This window comes from Pseudomonas sp. LBUM1673 (assembly GCF_059695645.1).
On sequence record NZ_CP166780.1, the window covers coordinates 6,518,682 to 6,536,891 of the forward strand.

Annotated in this window: 14 protein-coding genes; 4 read left to right on the forward strand and 10 right to left on the reverse strand. The window is 52.3% G+C overall.

From position 1 onward, the window contains the following. The first annotated feature begins 11 nt into the window (after positions 1 to 11). The 3 genes from ACA044_RS29840 to ACA044_RS29850 all read left to right on the forward strand — a co-directional run bounded on the left by ACA044_RS29840 (position 12) and on the right by ACA044_RS29850 (position 2,413). A complete protein-coding gene (locus ACA044_RS29840) occupies positions 12 to 992 on the forward strand; it encodes a TIR domain-containing protein (RefSeq protein ID WP_497444437.1) in 981 nt (326 codons plus the stop codon). 203 nt (positions 993 to 1,195) lie between these two features. After that, a complete protein-coding gene (locus ACA044_RS29845; protein ID WP_497444438.1) occupies positions 1,196 to 1,624 on the forward strand; it encodes a DUF6957 family protein in 429 nt (142 codons plus the stop codon). 150 nt (positions 1,625 to 1,774) lie between these two features. Next, positions 1,775 to 2,413 carry an antitoxin Xre/MbcA/ParS toxin-binding domain-containing protein gene (locus ACA044_RS29850; protein ID WP_497444439.1) on the forward strand — a complete coding sequence of 213 codons (639 nt, stop codon included), beginning with the start codon at positions 1,775 to 1,777 and terminating at the stop codon, positions 2,411 to 2,413. A gap of 278 nt (positions 2,414 to 2,691) precedes the next feature. Here ACA044_RS29850 and ACA044_RS29855 read toward each other — a convergent pair whose 3' ends face one another. From ACA044_RS29855 to ACA044_RS29875, 5 genes are all read right to left on the reverse strand, one after another. After that, entirely contained in the window at positions 2,692 to 3,492 is an 801-nt protein-coding gene (locus ACA044_RS29855) for a hypothetical protein (protein ID WP_497444440.1), read from the reverse strand. A gap of 123 nt (positions 3,493 to 3,615) precedes the next feature. After that, positions 3,616 to 4,377 carry a hypothetical protein gene (locus ACA044_RS29860; RefSeq protein ID WP_497444441.1) on the reverse strand — a complete coding sequence of 254 codons (762 nt, stop codon included), beginning with the start codon at positions 4,375 to 4,377 and terminating at the stop codon, positions 3,616 to 3,618. 4 nt (positions 4,378 to 4,381) lie between these two features. Then, positions 4,382 to 5,479, reverse strand: coding sequence for a hypothetical protein (locus ACA044_RS29865; protein WP_497444442.1), 1,098 nt, complete (start codon positions 5,477 to 5,479; stop codon positions 4,382 to 4,384). A gap of 9 nt (positions 5,480 to 5,488) precedes the next feature. Then, positions 5,489 to 7,846, reverse strand: a complete 2,358-nt coding sequence (locus ACA044_RS29870; protein WP_497444443.1) for a sensor histidine kinase — start codon at positions 7,844 to 7,846, stop codon at positions 5,489 to 5,491. A 25-nt stretch (positions 7,847 to 7,871) separates the two neighbouring features. Continuing rightward, positions 7,872 to 9,182, reverse strand: coding sequence for an Eco57I restriction-modification methylase domain-containing protein (locus tag ACA044_RS29875; RefSeq protein WP_497444444.1), 1,311 nt, complete (start codon positions 9,180 to 9,182; stop codon positions 7,872 to 7,874). A 742-nt stretch (positions 9,183 to 9,924) separates the two neighbouring features. Here ACA044_RS29875 and ACA044_RS29880 point away from each other — a divergent pair. Beyond that, positions 9,925 to 11,664 (forward strand): hypothetical protein, encoded by a 1,740-nt coding sequence (locus ACA044_RS29880; RefSeq protein ID WP_497444445.1) that lies wholly within the window; start codon positions 9,925 to 9,927, stop codon positions 11,662 to 11,664. Positions 11,665 to 12,133: 469 nt separating this feature from the next. On the opposite strand, the gene ACA044_RS29885 is transcribed toward ACA044_RS29880, so the two are convergent. From ACA044_RS29885 to ACA044_RS29905, 5 genes are all read right to left on the reverse strand, one after another. Continuing rightward, positions 12,134 to 13,135: a hypothetical protein gene (locus tag ACA044_RS29885; RefSeq protein WP_497444446.1), complete on the reverse strand. Its 1,002-nt coding sequence runs from the start codon at positions 13,133 to 13,135 to the stop codon at positions 12,134 to 12,136. Positions 13,136 to 13,584: 449 nt separating this feature from the next. Beyond that, positions 13,585 to 14,703, reverse strand: coding sequence for a TniQ family protein (locus tag ACA044_RS29890; RefSeq protein WP_497444447.1), 1,119 nt, complete (start codon positions 14,701 to 14,703; stop codon positions 13,585 to 13,587). Further along, positions 14,655 to 15,548 carry a TniB family NTP-binding protein gene (locus ACA044_RS29895; RefSeq protein WP_497444448.1) on the reverse strand — a complete coding sequence of 298 codons (894 nt, stop codon included), beginning with the start codon at positions 15,546 to 15,548 and terminating at the stop codon, positions 14,655 to 14,657. The genes ACA044_RS29890 and ACA044_RS29895 overlap by 49 nt, the downstream gene beginning before the upstream one ends. Next, positions 15,545 to 17,464, reverse strand: a complete 1,920-nt coding sequence (locus ACA044_RS29900; protein WP_497444449.1) for a transposase — start codon at positions 17,462 to 17,464, stop codon at positions 15,545 to 15,547. Before ACA044_RS29900 ends, ACA044_RS29895 begins: the two co-directional genes overlap by 4 nt. Continuing rightward, positions 17,461 to 18,012, reverse strand: a complete 552-nt coding sequence (locus ACA044_RS29905; protein ID WP_497444450.1) for a TnsA endonuclease N-terminal domain-containing protein — start codon at positions 18,010 to 18,012, stop codon at positions 17,461 to 17,463. The genes ACA044_RS29900 and ACA044_RS29905 overlap by 4 nt, the downstream gene beginning before the upstream one ends. Between the last annotated feature and the right edge of the window lie 198 nt (positions 18,013 to 18,210).

The following is an 18,210-nucleotide window of genomic DNA, read 5'->3' on the forward strand; positions in this document are numbered from 1 at the left end:
AGATTCGGAAAATGACTGAACTAGAAAACCGTGGCCACATCTTCATTTCTTACGCATGGGGCAATGGATTTGAGAGCAAGGAATGGGTACGGCAACGGGTCCTCACCCAAATTAGTTGGAACCATAAAGTATTTTGGGACCGTGACAGCATTGCATTTGGAGACTCGATCGATGGAGTCATCGCCAAGGCCTTGTCCGAGCGCCCGATCCAAATCTTGTGCTTATGTGACCAAGACTATGTCAATGCAGCCCAGCGAGAAGGTTCAGGTCTGCACCGCGAGCTGAAAATGCTGACCGAGATTGCCGATGAACCAGGTGTTCGAATTGTGCCGATTATTCTGGACTCGGGGTGCATTGCTAACCTGCCAGAGCCTCTGATAGGACGTCTCTACCTAGATCTGCAACCTTTGCACGAACTGGAGATTAATATTGGAGCGGCGGTGATGGAAGTAGCCGATGGCAGGACAGCGGCCCAAGTGCAAAGCAGCGTCAACGCTCGACTGGCAGCTTTCAAACTACGCGAGCGAGCCCTGAAATACTTTCAAAGGCGACCGGTCGAGGTTTGGGGTAATGGTCGCAATCATGAGGTGACTGTCTATCGAGAAGGCAGAACTCCGTGCCTGCTCCTGCCAGCGTCGTGGATGTGGGAAAGCAGTAATTGGAATTACATGCTGAACGATGAATGCCCTACGTTTTGCCCAACTGAGGGACGCTGGCATTGGGAGCTTTCCTCCTCCTCCATCGATATGCGCCCCTTAGCAACCGCCGTTTTATCGGAATTCTTTGATCAAGTGGATAGCAGGAGCGCAGAGCCTTGGCTTAATCAGGGCGGTATCGTCTTGGCTAACACGTTTTTCAGGACAGTCATGGAATCTGAGCCATTCCGTTTCGATGCGAAAGATGTAGTGGGCTTCCTTATGCGCCGCGACGAAGGCTATGAGGCCCTGGAGAAATTACTGAGCGCCGCAGTTGAAGGTAGGGACCGCGCGTAGTTTTGATATCTCAACGTAGCAGCCGTTCGGGGCTCGTCCGGACGGCTCGCGTAAGCTAATTTGTCGAGACTAGGCACTGAAAGAATGCGGTGCCAATGCTCGACAAGACGTCCGAAAGCCCCGTTTGACAATCGGCCGAACAAGCACTCACCATCGGTCAAAGCCTACGCAGGCGGCCGCTCTTAACAGCCGCCGGCGCTCACTTGAAAGAGCTGTATTTGAGAGGGCATGCGGATATGGATCTTGAACGGTTACAGCAACTCTTGAGCGGGCAAGGGGAGATCATCAACGGGTGCAGACTTTCAGCTGAAGACGCAATCAACTTTGTCGAAAGCAATTTCGGCGAATATTCGTTTTGCCTAGTGCGAGACTGGACGTTACTCGAACTTGAATCTTGCGGTACGGAGTATGACGCATTACACGACCGTGGCTTGAAACCGGTGCTGGTTTACGCGCGTAACGTAGTGCTCGATAGTCGCGAGCGCTTTAGCCCAGGCGACTGGGTACGCAGCACCTTCCAACTGAGCCACGAGCGCACAGGATTTTTCTTCACGCGAAACACTTTGTATGTCCTGCTCGGCCCGGGCACTCGACAGACAGTAACGTTGAGTGATCTTATGAGCCTGAGTTGAATGACCCCAAACCTTGCTACAAGCAAGCGGACCATTTATCGCAATTCCGGCTCTGCCGACATGCGAAGGCTCATTTACTCCATGACAGCAGGCGCTGCAAGCGCGAGCATAGATCACCATCTCTCGCTGACAGCACCAAGGGTGGATGATATGAAGAACGACAGACAATGGTACGTACAGGCTCAGGCCACCAACGATGGCAGTGGAGATGTCATCGTCGATTTACCTGCTGCCTTGTTGCAGGAGATGGGCCTGGTGATCGGGGATGACCTAGTGATCACCGTCTCCGGCGACACGATCACCCTGACGCCGATCCGCTCCCTTTCGCATGAGTATCTCGGAGCCAACGACTTCTTACGCGCACAAGCCGATGACCGCTACCGAAACCGCATGCAGGTGTTGCTCAATATCCCCGTTGACGCAACTGCTCAACAAATCCACGAGTTGATCGATGCTGGCTTTGAGGTAAATAGCGTTGCGGCAATGCGCGACTCAGGTCTTATCGACCCTGCCATTCAGAACGCAATCTTCCCAACCCGTACACTCAAAATGAAGCTGGCGAATGGCGAGCGTTTGACCACCAGTCAAAGCGATCACCTGTTTCGTCTGGCGCACATCATCGCTTTAGCTGAGTCTTTTTTTGGCGACAGTGCTAAAGCTATGCGCTGGCTGTCAAAACCGAAGTCTCTTTTCTCGGGCAAAAGCCCCATCGAGATGGTCTCCACGACCGTCGGGGCCCGTCAGGTCGACGAGCTTCTTGCTCATGCAACGGAAGGAATGTCGTTCTGACCTTATTTGTCGAAACGCTTGAACATCGATTCGACTAGCCGGATTGCCAACTTGGTGCAGACCCTTTTTGCAGATAACGCACAGCACCTCTGGCGGAGCTTCAGACAAGTCAGGAAGATAAGTTTAGTTAGACACCTATAGTTCAAGAGCTTGTAGGTAATGAATATTCGGAGTTGCAAATTATTCCGTCGAACGAAGGGAGTTCCGTCCCGCGAAATAAAATCGAACTCCACCCTGACTCTACGAGTGAACCCAGCGTTTTATAGAAGCAATGGAGTCTAGCGTTCTTGCAATTTGAGATCTTTCTCTCTCGCCTTTGCAAACCACAGTGGCACGTTGAGCGTGTCGCTACTGACTCTGTTGGGAATCATACTCCAGAACTCAACAACTGCGCCGTAGAAGTCCTCAAGCTGCTGATCAGTAACCAAAAGATTAGTGTGATCGATCCAACTGGCGTCCAGGGCACTTACGTCAGCAGACAGCACACGCAAGTACTCTGGATGGAAGACTTTGAGTTTTTCTAAAGAACTCCCTTCACCGTGTTTATAAACATTCACTACATATCGACAAGCGCTCAGCTTTTGGAGGGGGCCTGCGCCGGACTCCACCAGCCCACAACTCACTAGCAATTCTACAATGTCCTCGAATGTGGCCTTCCACACTGCATCTATAACGTTAGGACCTCTGTGCCAGTGCTGAATCTCTGTCATAAGCCACCGACGTAACTCCTTGTCCCAAGAGTGATACATGCCCGCCACGATGCTGAGCCTGGTTTGATCTCGCAACTCACTTAGCAACCTGTGATACTCAACGCCCTCATGGTAGGCATCCTCTTCGAAACTTCCGGGGTCATCTCGATCGGGGTCAAAATATTCAGAGTTCCTCTCTAGCCAGCGCTCAGCGGCCTCATGTGCTTCTTTCTCAATATTGTTAAATTGAGACAGCAGCTTATTTTTTCCCTGCTCAACGTAGAAACGATGTTGCTCTATGATCGACTTTCGCCAAGGGTCCCAAATGTCAAAGAATGTAATCGGACGCCTTTTATCTTTGCTGTCGTGGTCTTCTATCGCAGTGGACATACATCGTCTCCCAGATGAAAGTTACAAAGGTTGGCTACCCTGCTTCAGCTATTGAACTGAGAGAATTTTAAAAAGATCCGCGCGAGCGGTACGGAGATCGTTCTCAATATCGCCCCCAAAAAACTATGAGCAACTTTCCTGATACCAATGGGCTGCAGAGAACGGCGTGCTACCGTCGTGGGTAGCCCAACGCTCCTCCAGTCGACGTGACTGCCTGCCAATACGTGCGACATTTTTTGGATTCTTAACCGTCTGTAGGAGTTTTTTGAATCCGAGAGTCACCTCGTTGGAGCTGTCGCTCCCACAAAAGTAGTCAGCAACAACCATCACCAGCATTGAAAGATAATCCATCTGAGGTGTCGGAATGCGTACATCTCGAGTAGGCATGTTGATATTTCTATCAATCACTATCCGACCCGGCTGAACCTTTGCCAACCGAACAATTTTCCCCTCGAGTGCCCCCAAGTCCAAATGATTGTTTTTACCAAACTGAACATGAAACATTGGATGAAACGGAGACTGGTCAGCATTAGGCTCAATATCGAAGTGCATGGCCTCCAATAACTTAAGCGTACATTGACCGGCTGCGTTTGTGACACTATAAACTTCTAAAGATGCGCCGCCTTTATCAAAGGTTTCGTCCTTAAAATAAAAACTACCATCCATCACAATCGCTCGCTTGCTGGCAGACTTGGATGAACCTCTCAGGGGGGCATTCCAAATTATTGCCGGCTCCGAGAATCTTAACTTCGACCCTTCTTCACCTGCGTCATTCATAATCAGTTCGGGCCAAACCGCCTTGGTTTGTTGTCCTTTTTCGATAACAATGTCAGCGGCTTTCTGTATTTCTAATATATGTCGCTTGAATAATGCATACCCTTGCATAACTTCAGATTCCTGCTAATGGACCGAGTTCGTCCAAGACTTCCTCTTTGATTTTTGCTTCGGTCGCGCCCGAAGGAACCCAATCTGGACTGGTCGCCGACTGATCTTGGGTGATTGCCTCCCCGGTGATCATGCAAACAAAGGTCGGATCGCCGGCATTGTTCGAATCCACCCGTCGCAGTGGTGCACCGGTGATTGACTCATGCGTTGCGAGGTCTCCATTGCTCTCGTCCAGTAGAGCTATGAGACGGGTGCGCCAAAAGTACGGCTCTACTTGGTCAAAAGGGCCTTGGTAATGAGCCCTACCCACTAAAGAAGAAAAATCTTCCCTCGCCTCCAGTTCATCCGGGAGGACGTTGAGATAGGCAGCCGCTGCCGGTGCCGTCAGAATCGGGCCGGGAAATGTAATAATATAGTTATAAAGCCAATACCCCAGTTGGGTTGCGTACCGCTGCTCTTTTGATATTTCCTGTTCTTGGACTTCTTGCTCAGGCTTAGCAAAATAAACGAGATTTTGTGCTGCGTAGCCGAGAAATTCGTAGGAAAGATCCGTATCTCCGAGCACGCTGGCCAAAACATCGGCAGGGCTATGCCTATGCTTGTCGTCCAGCAGATCAGGATTTGATCTCAGAGCAGCGAGAATGTCCTTGAACCCTCGACTAATCGCGATTAGACGTGGGACGAGGCCGTTTATACGATCGCCGCTTACGTAGGCTTTTGGAATCCAGATCGCCGACGCCCCATCGCGGACGGTACGTTGCAACTGCTGCAGTCGCGCTAAAGGTGGCTCAGTACCTCCTTTTTGGTATCGGCAGACCGGCATCCCGAGTTCACGCAGCGCAGCTTTGTAGCTGGAATGAGGCTGTAAAGAACGGCCACGAGAAAGATCTGTGTCCAGCAATACCAAATCTATCTGCTGTTGCTCAATCTGAGCTTTCAGATGTTTGGCTAACTGTTCCTCGACTGATTCGGTTTCTTCTGGGGCCCAGCCAGCCAGCCCCACATCTGCAGGCGATAAGAACGTGAGCTCAGTACCTTTAGATAGGCCCTGAAACCTTTCAATCGCAGCTAGTTCATCTTCAATAATCAGTACCCTACACACATAACCTCCTTAGTCCTTGTCCTCAACTGGAAATGCCACTCTGAATGCGGTAACAAATCCAGGAGGAGATCTCTTCATGAGCTCAATTTTTCCGCCCACACCGTCCACTACGCGCTTGACCACAGGTAGCCCTAGTCCTAAGCCCGAATTTAACGGGTTTTGGTCGTCTTGGCCTTCCGTTGTCGTAAATAACGGGTCCCAGATTCTGTCCTGCACATACTCGGGAATACCGATACCGTTGTCGGCGCAAACCAGCACGTGTTTGCTGTCAGCATTGACTGCGTAGAGCTTGATTTTTCGATCGTCGGTGCTAACACGAGCGACAAGTGCTTTCATCGCATTGGAAACCAGGTTGATCACCACGCCATGGTAGGCGGCTAAAGGTACAGCGGGGCCCGGTAAGTTAGCGTCGATATCAATCTCTATTTCGATACCGTGTTCGATTGCAAGCGCCTCTAATGTTCGTATCGCTACCTTAACCTGTGACTTTGCTTTAAACGGAGTGACGGTTAGTTTGCGCGATGCACCTACGTACAACCGCATATATTCGGCCTGCTGGGCCAGAATGACTTCGTTCTTCAGCACAAGCTCGGCGTCGTCCGCCAATTCTGGGTGATCGACCGCCAAGCGCTGTAAAATGCTGCCGACCGTGTGGATGCTCCCTAGAATCTTGTCGAACTCATGGGTCATGAATCCAGCCATAACCCCCATCATAGACATGAGTTCTAACGACATCCGAACACTTTTGTCGTACTCCTCCGCAATGGTGAATTGCTGCTCCACCTCTTGCAGCTGACGGAGCATCGCCCGTTTGTGGTCGGCATTGATTTCGGGCGACGAACTGATCTGAGCAATAGCAGAGGCAAGCCCGGTTCGTGCGTTCTTCCTGGCCTCGGCGTCTTTACGCTCTTCGTCTTTCAGTCGGAAAGATCGGTCGAAGTGAGCTAAAGCTTCAACCGTAAATCTGACGAGGTGCCATAGCAGCCGATACGCGCCATTCTCCCTGAGCTGCTCTCGGTCCATGTTCGGCTGCAGCCAGTCATCATCCTCTTTGATGTCAGCCGGCACCTTGCGCGTAGCTACATGTACACGGCCAATTAACTGGGACATGCGCGGCAATGCGAGCATGGGGTTCAGTCCCGGGCTTCGCTTAGCTGTCGGATCCATGGGGTAAAAGGATGGTGTAAATATTGATTGCCAATTGCGTTCGTTCGACGCTTTTGACGCCTCTATCGCGAGCCAATCGCTATTTTCATCCGCATAGGCTGGCATTGCGAAACCATTGTCCACCACCGCTATACCAGATTTTTCCTTTACCCACTTCATGGCCGATTTGCCATTGACTGGCAGGTCAGCGAACGTTCCCTGGCGACTAGGGAAAAAACGCAGATCCATGAGCACGGGGCTATTGAAGCCGCGGGCCAGTGGCAGGTAATCAACGCTTTCCAGCTCTAAGGGCAAGCCACGCGCATCGACGTCCCCCAACTGGGCTGACAACACTTTTGACGTATATGGCTTGGCCAGCTCTTCCAGCTGGAAAGTCTTCTTCTCAACAGGTTCTTTGGATCCTTTCCAATAAATTCGGAAGTCGACCTTGCCGTTCTCATCGACAGCGACCCGTGCCCGAGCGACATATTTCTCAAGAATCGAAGCGGCTAGGTTTTCCTGTGCGCCATCTTCTTCGTCGCCTTGGGGAAATGAAATCTGGAATCCGGGATCGGAATAAAATTGGGACTGACCCGTGGCAAAGATTGGCTGTTCAAGGCCACCATCAGCCTTTACCAACCGCAGGACATCGGTACGAACCTTTGAGACAGGAAGGTCCGCAACGTTATCCCTCAGGGTACGAATCGACAGTTTCACTCCAGAGGACTGGCCGTCTGCAGCGGGTCCAACGGTGTACTCAATGCTGATCTCAGACACATCGCGCTTAGCTGATATGTCTACCCAGTTGAAAGTAGCTTTCAACGTCATCAAAGCATCAGAGCTGGCTTCGTGAGCTGTCGACTCTACCTCAAGGACAGTCCCGAGAAAGCGAGCAGAGAAGCGGCCAACGCCCTTGGATCCTGCCATCTGACGCTTGTACTTACGTGAATGTCTGGCCTTTGCCTTATTCGTACTACTGACGGTCATCCAGTTATTCAGAAACTCGTGTTCCGTCAGCCCATGGCCGTTATCAACCACCTCAATGAGATCATCAGCAATCCTCACCGTGCAGGTTTCGGCATCAGCGTCGTAGCTATTTTTAATCAGCTCGGCGAGCGCGATCTCCGGTTTGCTGACTAAACGTTCGCCTAGCTCCTCAAACAGGGCTGCACTGATATGGAAATGCGCAATTTTTTTCCCTTTCTGGTCATCCATTGCCATGCGGTCGCGCTCATTGTTTAGTGCTTCAACGTGGAAGCAAGTCGGCCAAGACGGCGTTCAATTGACGAACCTCAACTTTTTTGAGGCCGTTGGAATGATGCACCAATCGCCGTCGGAAATCATAGTCTCGCAATTTGGTAAGCATGATTTGTGGCAAATCAGGAAGTCCGTCAAGCAAGACGCCATATACGGAACCAACTGCGACAGCGCCGACCTGGTTCAGCAACGCTTTAGGCCCCTTTGAGGTAAAGCCAGAGGCTACCAGCAATGCGGGAGCTGGATGGGGCCTATATCGCCACCAAATTTTACGCGATGTGCACGTACTGTATTTCTTCCAGGCATCGTCGTTGGTATCACTGAGGTAACGCTTCAATTCTGGTGAGTGATCATCCAAATCGCTTCTAATAAGCCAACAACGAGCCCCCGCACGCACGAAGAGTCGCTCAAACGCAGCCTCATCCAAGCGCTCCATCTCATGATTGACGGACCGTAGTGACGTCACGCAGGGCCGGACATCGACGCCTCGTTTGAGGGAGTGAAAAAGACGTTCCTCTTCTGTGAGGACAAAGATCTCTTGTCCACCGGGGCTCAAGCCGCGTATTGCCTTACAGATGTCGGTCCCGTTCGCGTACGGAATGACTCTTGAACGAGTGCCAGAGGCATGGTTTGACAACGTAACCGAGCCTGAACGGTTAATGGTCCCAAATTTCCAAGCCCCAGTGGTACCGCGCTTATCGATTATCGTAATGGATGCAGTGGTAAGAACTGTGGGGAAAATGTTTGAGTCAAATCGATACACATAAACATCCCACCCTTTTTCTTGGATAAACTCACGAAGTTCCGAAGCACTAGGGCGTGTCACCCATTCATAAGGTACGACTTGAGCAACAATTCCATCGAGCTTTGTACGCGTAAGCGCCTGAGTGAGAAACAAAATGAAAGCATTGGCTGTTTTCTTCAGTGAAGGCCCACCACTCGCTTCAATATTGCGCAGCGCCATGTCCCGCCATTTAGCATCTAAACCGTGATGGCGAATGTAAGGTGGGTTACCTACGCAAATCTCGTAATCCGACCCTTCCCACTGAAATGCGTCAGCTATTACTAGACTAGCGTTAGGAGGGAGTTTGACATTGAGTGTTTTGCTCTTATCTCTTTCAACGCCAACATAAGATTGATAAATACCTTCCACATGGCTAAAGCGCCCGTCCCCAGCACCAAGATCCAATACTGAATCAAAAAACTGCCCAGGCCGCTGCGAGGAAATTAACGACCAGACCAACCGGACGACGTCAGGAGGCGTTGCAACTTGGCAGCGTGTTAAGTGAGCTTCTTTCATTTAAAGATAATACCAAAATTCGCTGAAACCAAATATAAAAATGAACCGATTATTAGTTAATTTAACGCCAAAAATCCAATTTACAACCGGCCTACCAACATTCTCGCGAAAATTAAAAATCCAAGCTTTTTATGAATACAGATGTATCAAGACCTGTCATCGAAACCCTTCCGCTACTCACATGACGGCACAAAAAACCCTATAGAACAATTTAGCACGATAGCTGCATATGATGCTCATCAAGGGGGCGGTCTGGAGCAACGAAGATAGGCTTTTATTCGCCAGAACCTTCAAAACTCAAATTGATTTAGGTTTTAGACATCCTCGTAGGTCAGGAGCTAGATGTGAGCTTTCTGCAGCTTGCTCACTCAGAGCTTTCCCGAGCATCGGAGGTGTGAACCAAACCAAGCAACCGGAGGGGTTGAGCCCTCCTTGTTCAATGAATCTTTAGGGAAGGCATAAGACCTGCTGGAACGCTCTCCCTCAGCAACCGCAGTCCTCGTCACGTAGACGAGCTCCTTGTTCAAGCAGCGGAGGCGGTCTCGTTCTGACCCTGATCGCCGAGACGCTGAAGAAACGATCCGACTGCACGATCTGCCAACTTGGTGCGGCCCTGGTTTGCAGGTAACGTACAGCCCCTCTGGCGGAGCTTTAAACAAATCAGGACGATATGCATGAGTCCAGCTTAGTCAGCCATCAGACAGCGACGAGCTTTATGCTCCTGCATATTCGGAGTTGTGAATTGTTCCATCGAATCAAGCGAGTTCCGCCACGCGAAAATCTGTGTACTACCAAAGATGGCGAAGCCATCAATCACATCCGCAATGGCACGGTGGTGGTCTGGTCTTACGAACGCATCAAAAAAAACTTCGAAGCAGAAAGCATTCCGCTGGTTGAAGTCGTCTTTCGGTTTCTAGACCGCAACGATCAACCCGCCGGCGTGACCCAAGCATCGATCGGCGTAGGCCGGTTGGGAAGCTTTCGCCTGGGGACGATTTGGCAAGGGGGGAAATGCATTGCCGAGACCGATCTTGGTAAAGACCAAGAGTTTTCTGTGGACTTCACTGAAGGTGTCTGGTCCTACGTAAGTATCCACGGCAACCACCAATCCGCTCCCTATTTCAAAACCGATTATCCGCTGAGAAGCCAGCCAACGGACAAGATGTTGACCGAGTTTCTCAGCTTCCCCCTACCGGATGACAAAACCCTACTGATCCCCTGTATTGAGTTTCTCTACCGGTGTTATGGCAGCACATCGGACATGGCCAGAATCCTGACGACCTACCCGTGGCCAAAGGTGCAGGAACTTCTTTATGCCGACACCTCGAAAGACCCCAGCAGATGGCTTGTCAAACCACAATCCATTGTTCCTGACGATGATGGGCTGTTTCTGGCTCACGCGTTATACAACGGCTACACCGAAAAGGTGGCCAAGCTCCTCTACTCCGAACTGGACAATGCTTACGGCAAGCACATGAAAGAGATAGGGCTGCGGGTTAGACCTTGGTTTCAAGGCCCTGCAAAGGTGAAGGTTCGCGGACGTTGGATCAATAACCACAATACATTTCTGTGCTATGAAGTCACAGGCATGAGTCAGCCCCAAGATCATGCCTATGAGATAATCCGGGTCAAATACTCCTCAGAGGATCCTAAGCAGGATCAGACCCCACTGGACACGATGCGGGTCAAGGTTGAAGCGCCAAAGCCGCAGGACCCTTTTTTGATCACAGACCATCAGGAGCCAGATCAGGGAGCCTTTCGCTGGTCCAAACCCGATCCGGGATTTCAAATCCTGGGGCCCAAATGTCCCCAAACCGTGTCATACGATGATCGAGCGCTTTCCAAAAAAAGCGTCCTCACGATTCCACCGGGAACGGTCAAGGTACTCTCCACCGGAGACCCACGGGGGCACAACAAAGGCGTCGGCAAATTCACTGCGGTCGCAAAGCGCGTCCAAGGAGATGGAGGTGCAATTCAGGCTGTATGGACAGAGCTTCAGCGTCAAGAAGGCCAAAAACATTTTTCGAGCGTGGCCTGGCTGTCAGAACGCCAAGGCTTTGTTCAAAGCACAGACTTCAGATTGCTGGCACTTCCGGCCTTTACCCAATCCGAGGCACCCTCAGATAAAAACAGGACCTGGTTGGCGTACAGGGAAAATGCCATTCGCCGACGAGGGATATTGGTCGTGCGTATCAAGGTCGGTGCCCGCTGCTTCTACATGTTTGAACTCCAGCGCAAGAAAGTTCGAAAAGGCACTGTATACAGTGAACAGAAAATGTCAGGGCTTCTGATGGAGATCAACCATGAAGCCGAAGCGTTGGTCGAGATCTCCAGAATTTGCGCTGAAATCCGGACTGCCAATGGGAATTTCCGAAACCTGAGAACAGGTCTAAAGCATCGGCATAACATCTTCCGACACCACTCGGAAGTCGACACAACGATTTTCTACGCATTCTTTCACCTAGGCATTAGGCTCATCTGAGCAAGTCCCGGTGCCTAGTGTGACGACGATATGTACTGAAATTAGGCAGTTTATCTTCCCAACATAAACCCCCTAATTTCAGTACAACTCATGACGCCCGGGATCCCCAGACCATCAAGGCCAAGGGCCCGCTCAACGGCCGGATCCCTGTTGTGTCAGATACACGCAATCGGCTTTGCTCAGCTGGCCCACTGTGCAGGGAAATCAGCTCTGCGTAGGGCAGGATCACAGCCCACGATCTCGAAACTCGCCAGCCTTTGAATATCAAACGGGTCTTCTGCGATTATTTTTTCGATTGCGATCAAGTGCGGCTATAACGAAGACACCTCGTTCCGACGGGCTTACATTCAGCTGATGGGAATGACCCCGGCGGACTACAAAAGCTGGTCGAAAGGGCGATCCTCCAATGCCAATGGGTCAAGAAAGCGCTCTTTGCAAACGTGATCTTCATTTGCGGCGGGCTTGACCACTATGGCTGCTCGGAGCGATCAGCCAAAAAGCCTGGTGCCGATGCCGGGCTTGGAACCCAGTAGTTTTTGGCATTGATCACAACGTTAAAACCAGCCACGTCCTGCATGGCCATCGCGCTATAGGCGAGCTCCTTCTTGTTTACATTGCGCACACCATGTAACGCCATCAGGGCGACCTTGATCCAACTGCGTTCGTAGGCTTCGCCTTCGCCGCCGGCGGAGAGCAGAGCGTACAGTTGCGCTTCCAACTTATGGTTTTGTGCCCTAGCGACCGAGCGCTCCCTGAGTTCTGTAGAAAGACTCAGCCCATGAGTGCGGTTCAAGTACCCGATAAAACCCTGTGCGGTCGCGCGTTGGCCCGGCGTATTGGTGAGATATGCCGTCACCGTCTTTTGTGTAGGCAACTGATCGAACTGCTCTGAAGTAAAAGCCAGAACATTTTTCGCGGCACGCAAGGAGAGCCGAACAGTTCCGATCGACGTGCTCCCATCGCCTTGCTTGAGCAATAGATACGCCCGGTATCCCAGCAGCGCGTCCAAACCAACGCCCAACGGCGTCGACTCGATCATCTCTTGAATTCTGCGTTTTTCCGAATGTTCCTTGCGCAGCTGCTCATCGGCCGTAACGCCATACCGAGCATGAAGCCATAGCATCGGGGTCTGCATTCGGCGAAGCCCTTCTGCGCTGAAGTGTTCGAGCAGAAAAGCGTACGAAGGCAATCCAACGGAATGCGCATCTAGGAAGATAAAAAAGGGGACGTAGTGTTTAAGTTTCAGTGCAGCCTTGTGCGCGCCCATCTGGGTTTTGAGCCACAGACAGAAGTCATTGAAGCGTTGACGCGTACTGACATTGGCAAACAGTTCGGCATGAATACGCGTGCGCCGATCAAGGCTCTTTTCCCAGGCGCAGTCCTCACATTCGTTTTTGCGTCCCGCCGGCATCGGCCGAGCGCAGGTGGCACACTCCACCTCGCCTTTTTCAGCGCACAGCTTGCACCGCATACAGCCGTCGTTGCACTGAACCAAAAACCGGTGACGCCGGCAATCCGGGCACGTTGCCGCGCCTTTTCTTACGCATTGAGGGCAGCAGCGCACATCCGGATCAATCGCAAGAACTCGGGTTAATTGCGTCGACATCCTGCCGCACTGTTCGCACGGTTCAGGCTCGGAAAAGTGATGAGCACAGCTGTTGCATGCCGGGCCGTAAAGCGTCATCACGCCAACCGGCTTTCCGACCTTTTTGCACCGTACACATGGTGCTTTCGAAATACAGCGGGTGCACTTGTCGTCCTCTTTAAGTAGACGAGCGAAATTGCCACAGCCCGAGCACAACCGGCGCTTGAACATCCGCGCATAGCAGGTGTTGCAGAATCGCCGCCCCTGGTAGACGCGGTGAACCTTCGTCGGGATGCATTGGCATTCATCGCATTTCAGCGGCAACTCCGAGGACATCATCGTTGAAACTTCCTGAGCAATCGTTGCCACCTCATCAACACGCTTTTGACAGAGCGCGGATTGTCGATTGGAGACTGGCGGTAGTTAAGGCGTCGTCGGCTTTTCAGCACTGCTCGCAGCCCAGCAAGTGAGGCCGGCAATTCACCAGCACGCGGCAGCAACAGCGACGGCCGAATGCACTCGCATTCGGCCACCGCTATCAATCGTTCGGGACCGGCTTCCAGCATGCTCCACACGTTAGACAGAAGAACCGCCCGGTCTGCGGGTGTCAAAAACTCGAAGGGTAGGCCTGTTGATGGAGGCTTGATATCAGTCAGATCGACTCCAAGCTCATTGAAAAATGTCTGCGTGCGAGAACTAGGAGCACGTGCTGCGGTGCGCAATATACCAATCATCCAGCGCGACAGAACAAGCCATTCTGTTAGCAACAGAGGCTGATCGCCGTAGCGTCGCACAGGCAGGAAAAATAGTCCGTCGGTAGCTCGCTGGAAACTCAGCGCATTGGCCTGGCCCCCATGCGTTGGAGCACAGTGCAGCTCATACCCACACCGGTGGCATCGACCAAGCGTCTCTTGCGGTGGGGCTACTAACTGAGGGCACAGCGGTGCCTGGCAGCGTTCACAATGGTCGAGCAGGATCACCTGATGCACCGGGCACATGCTGTGCCAGGCCAGTCGATCTTGGATCAAGTAATAGGGGACGTTATCCTTGAAGCACTTGGGGCAGTATTGAAGTCCGCCGCATCGGCGTCGATTTCGATATCCCAGACAGAGAAACCAAGGCGCTATCCCTCTGGGAAAACTGGGTGTCCCCGTCATCGTCTGGTATAGCGGCTGCAAGGTCGCCTCCTGAAGTGCGACTGACGGTATGCCCGAAAGCAGACTCAAGCGATGGGCTTGCTCAAGGGACAACTCCCGGTCCGAATCGCTGCACCAAAACCTCCACCTCGGCCAGACCTCGCCGGTGAGTGTGGTGGCATCGCATCCCTGCGCCAAGGCACATCGCATCAACCAGGAAGAGATGACCTCGTCCTGGAGAAGAGGTGGTACCAATGGCCACACGGCATTTACAGGACTCGCTCCCTGACCCCATCTGCACTGGTAGGACGCATCCATTGGTTTTTCTCGAGCAACCGACGTTCAATCACTTCCGAACCGTTTCGGATTGCCTCTCTTGCACACTCACGCAGAAGGTATTCGATGTTGCCCGTGTTGCCATTGGAGATCGCATGGATGAGCAGGGTGAGCTCCGGCGAATACAGCTTTGAAGCGCATTTGAGCGGGAGCACTGACTCAAAGCTTTTAAGGAAACGCTGAAATTCGACATTGACCGACCACTTGGGCAGCGAGACCACCTCAAACCGACTTGAGTACTGCGAGTCCAACACCAGCAGCTGGAGTGCCGTTCGAGTGCCGACCAACACCAAAGGAATATGGAGAATGTTCGAGAGCATCTTCAACTCGTTCATGACGTCCATACGCTTGGCAGCCGATCCGTTATTGATCGTGTGGACTTCGTCAAGAATGAGCATGCGAGTGCGCGCATCACGCAAAAGATGGATGGCTTGATGTCGAAGCTTTGCCAACGGCGCGACGGGGTTATGAGGTGCCCAGAACTCTCTGAGGATGGCGTTATACAGCTCACGCTCATCAGGCTTGTGCACTTCAGCGCAGATCACCGGACGCACGCTCACCGCATCATCGCTGACGTAGGGCTGTCCTGACAGCTCCTTGAACCGCGTGATCACCGTGGTCTTACCCGTGTTGGATTCACCGACCAGCATGAGGTTTGGCATGCGAGGACGTTCGGGTTTGCGTAACAAACCGTCGAGAATATCCATCAGATTATTGGCCGCCTTGTAATCAACCCAGCGCGGCTGATCCAGAAATGCGAGCCGATCAAGATCGGACTTTTGCATCACATCTCTGAATTGGGGGGTGATGTGAGCGTAATCGGTCACCAGACTTCTCCGAAAGTGTCTACTTCATCAACCGACAATAGCTGCGGCGAATCAGATAAACCGATAGGTGGAAACTTAGGCTCGACATGTGGCGTAGGCCGTGCCGGCGTAGTTTGCTTGGTGTTGTTCGTACGCTTTTGAACGCTCTTGCGGGCCTGCTTGGTGCGCACGGCGGCCTCAGCTTCCTGCTTTTTGTTCTCGTCCAACATCCGTTCGATAACGTCATGGTTGACCGCGTCGTGTCCTGCCTTCCTGGCTTTCTTCTTGGCGTTGACGTACTCACCGACCGTAACGCCGGCGTATCGACCGCGAATGATCGGGATCTCGAAGTGCTCTTTCAAAGCTGGGTCGTAGAACCAGATTCGGTTGATGTCCCGAGGGTCGCGCCGGAAAAGGAATTTTCGTGCCTTGCCTGTTTCAGGATCGGTCGCACCTATCCAAGGCCGAAGAGCTTCAGCGAAATACATCGCGTCCATTTCCACACCGTAAGGGTGAATGGTTCTCAGCGTCGCGGGCAGGAAGTCGAGTTGAAACCCCCAAGGATCCGCAACTCTAGGAGGTAGCGGCAAGATCGAGTCATGCTCTTTGTCGCCAAAGAATGCCAAGTTCCACTTTTTGATCGGCGCCATGTCGATCTCTTGATGGTACTTGTTGTTGTACTTGATGATATTTCTGACAAGCCGCTGCTCGTATTCTGCGAACGTATAAATCGACTGTTTCTCGGAGTCGTACTCTCGGCGCTCCGCCGGATTGCTGAACGTCGCTCCCCGATCCTTTTTGTTGATGCCAGCGAACGTACCCATCCAGCGTTCAATGTGTCCGCCCCATTGCGGGTTTTTCTTCGGCCTGAAGTCGCGACGGATATTGTGGTTCACACAGGACTGCACGAGGCTGTTGGTCCTGAAGTCAGCACCGTTGTCACTGTGCAGCGTACTCATTTTGCCCCACACCGGCCATTCGGCATCCACGCCATGAAGGGCCAGCCATTTCTCCTTGGGCAGGATGGAATGAACAACACACATCGCCACCGAGACCGCAGAGGGCGCATCCATCGACAGGTAGTAGCCGGTCACCATCCGCGAATACACGCAGATTGCCAGAGTCAGCCAAGGTCGACCGATGGGACGCCGGTGGACGTCGTCGACAATGATCATGTCCGCCGGCGTGTGGTCGATTTGAACAATCTGGAGCGGGTACTCGGTGTTGAGCCCCCCCGGACGCGGGTCGTATTTATTGCCAGCGAGTTCTCTATCGCCGCGTCTTCGCAAACGCGTGCGATCAGGAATGTTCTTGATGCGCGCCTGCACCGTTGAAACGGATGGAGGAGACAGCTTCAAAGCTTTGCAACGCCTTCGGACCTCATAAACAGTCGAGGAAACGTCCGGGCGTTGCTCGGTCAGGTAAAAATCCTCAATGGTCTCGGCAATAACGTTTTCGACGCCCTCAGAGATCCTGGAGCGCCCCTTGCCCCATCCTCGTTTGAGCGGGATGAGCGCGGTCACTTCACCTTGTTCTTTGTAACGGCGCAGCCATCGATAAACCGTCACAGCATCAACGCCGGCATCCTTAGCATGTTGTTCGACCACGCTACGTGACTGCCCCTCAATACCCAGAAGGGGGGCAATAACTGCATAGCGCTTCTGTGCAATCGCCCACTCTTCAGCACCGATGTCTTCCAGGTCGTAATCGGCGTACGGCCCTCTGACTTTGTCGCCAAGAAAGGGCTTGAGCTCACCGATTCGCAGCACCTTCGGTTGCCCGGTTTCGACATTGATCGCCAGTACAGACTGGAAATCCAATACCTGGGTGATCCGGAAGGTCTCTTTCTGATAACACGCAAGTTCGCCCGGCGCGATGTTGACGAACGACCGGTCGATCTTCCCTCTACGCGGCTGTTCACTCACGAAATCATTCATTCAGCCACCATGACTTCTAACGAATCGTTCAGAGGCCCAGTGATGTCGCAATCGAGCTGGCGTTTCGCGATGAGATGAAAAATGTGGGACCTGCCTAAGGCTTCAGCGCCTTGAAAGTGCAGTGCCACAAGATAGCTGACTGATGCAATGCCTTTGAAAGCGACTGTGCGAATAATCGGGTCCAGATCCTGCTCGGCGTAATCACCATTCTTGAAACGCTCCAGGTACTGGATGTTCTTCAGCGATTGGCCTCGAATCCGCGATTCGTCATAGATGTGAAAGCGCCAGCCTCGCTCCTTCGCATACCGCAACGCGGCTTTCCATTTTGGCAACAGCTCGCGCCAGTTCTCACGCCAGTTTTCAGCTGGTTTGACCTCCACCAGCATGGGGCTCAGATGGGTATGAGAATGGAAATGAACAAGATAATCCGGGGTGTAGGTATAGGACCGGCCGCTGCGAGAAACGAAATCCAATTGCACCGGCTGCGAGCGGACAGCGAGAACATCCCTCCTGAAATCCATGCGGCTTAGGAAGTCACGTTCAAGCATTGACTCGAAAGCAACGCCTTGTCCGCGAAAAGCAAACACTCCGGAAAGGCTACGCGTCGTAGATTTTATGCGCCTCGCAACTGAAAACCGAGGCTGGTTGCAGCTATTACTATCCATAATGAGGCCAGTTGCACTTATTAAAAGATCTGAGTTGCATAATATTGGGATAAATCATACGACAGATGCGGCTTGCGGCGA

Coding starts and splice junctions, on each gene's coding strand:
- ACA044_RS29840 (WP_497444437.1), top strand. CDS start 12: ATGACTGAACTAGAAAACCGTGGCCACATCTTCATTTCTTACGCATGG.
- ACA044_RS29850 (WP_497444439.1), top strand. CDS start 1,775: ATGAAGAACGACAGACAATGGTACGTACAGGCTCAGGCCACCAACGAT.
- ACA044_RS29855 (WP_497444440.1), bottom strand. CDS start 3,492: ATGTCCACTGCGATAGAAGACCACGACAGCAAAGATAAAAGGCGTCCG.
- ACA044_RS29860 (WP_497444441.1), bottom strand. CDS start 4,377: ATGCAAGGGTATGCATTATTCAAGCGACATATATTAGAAATACAGAAA.
- ACA044_RS29870 (WP_497444443.1), bottom strand. CDS start 7,846: ATGGCAATGGATGACCAGAAAGGGAAAAAAATTGCGCATTTCCATATC.
- ACA044_RS29875 (WP_497444444.1), bottom strand. CDS start 9,182: ATGAAAGAAGCTCACTTAACACGCTGCCAAGTTGCAACGCCTCCTGAC.
- ACA044_RS29885 (WP_497444446.1), bottom strand. CDS start 13,135: ATGCGGTGCAAGCTGTGCGCTGAAAAAGGCGAGGTGGAGTGTGCCACC.
- ACA044_RS29890 (WP_497444447.1), bottom strand. CDS start 14,703: ATGGATGCGTCCTACCAGTGCAGATGGGGTCAGGGAGCGAGTCCTGTA.
- ACA044_RS29900 (WP_497444449.1), bottom strand. CDS start 17,464: ATGAATGATTTCGTGAGTGAACAGCCGCGTAGAGGGAAGATCGACCGG.
- ACA044_RS29905 (WP_497444450.1), bottom strand. CDS start 18,012: ATGCTTGAACGTGACTTCCTAAGCCGCATGGATTTCAGGAGGGATGTT.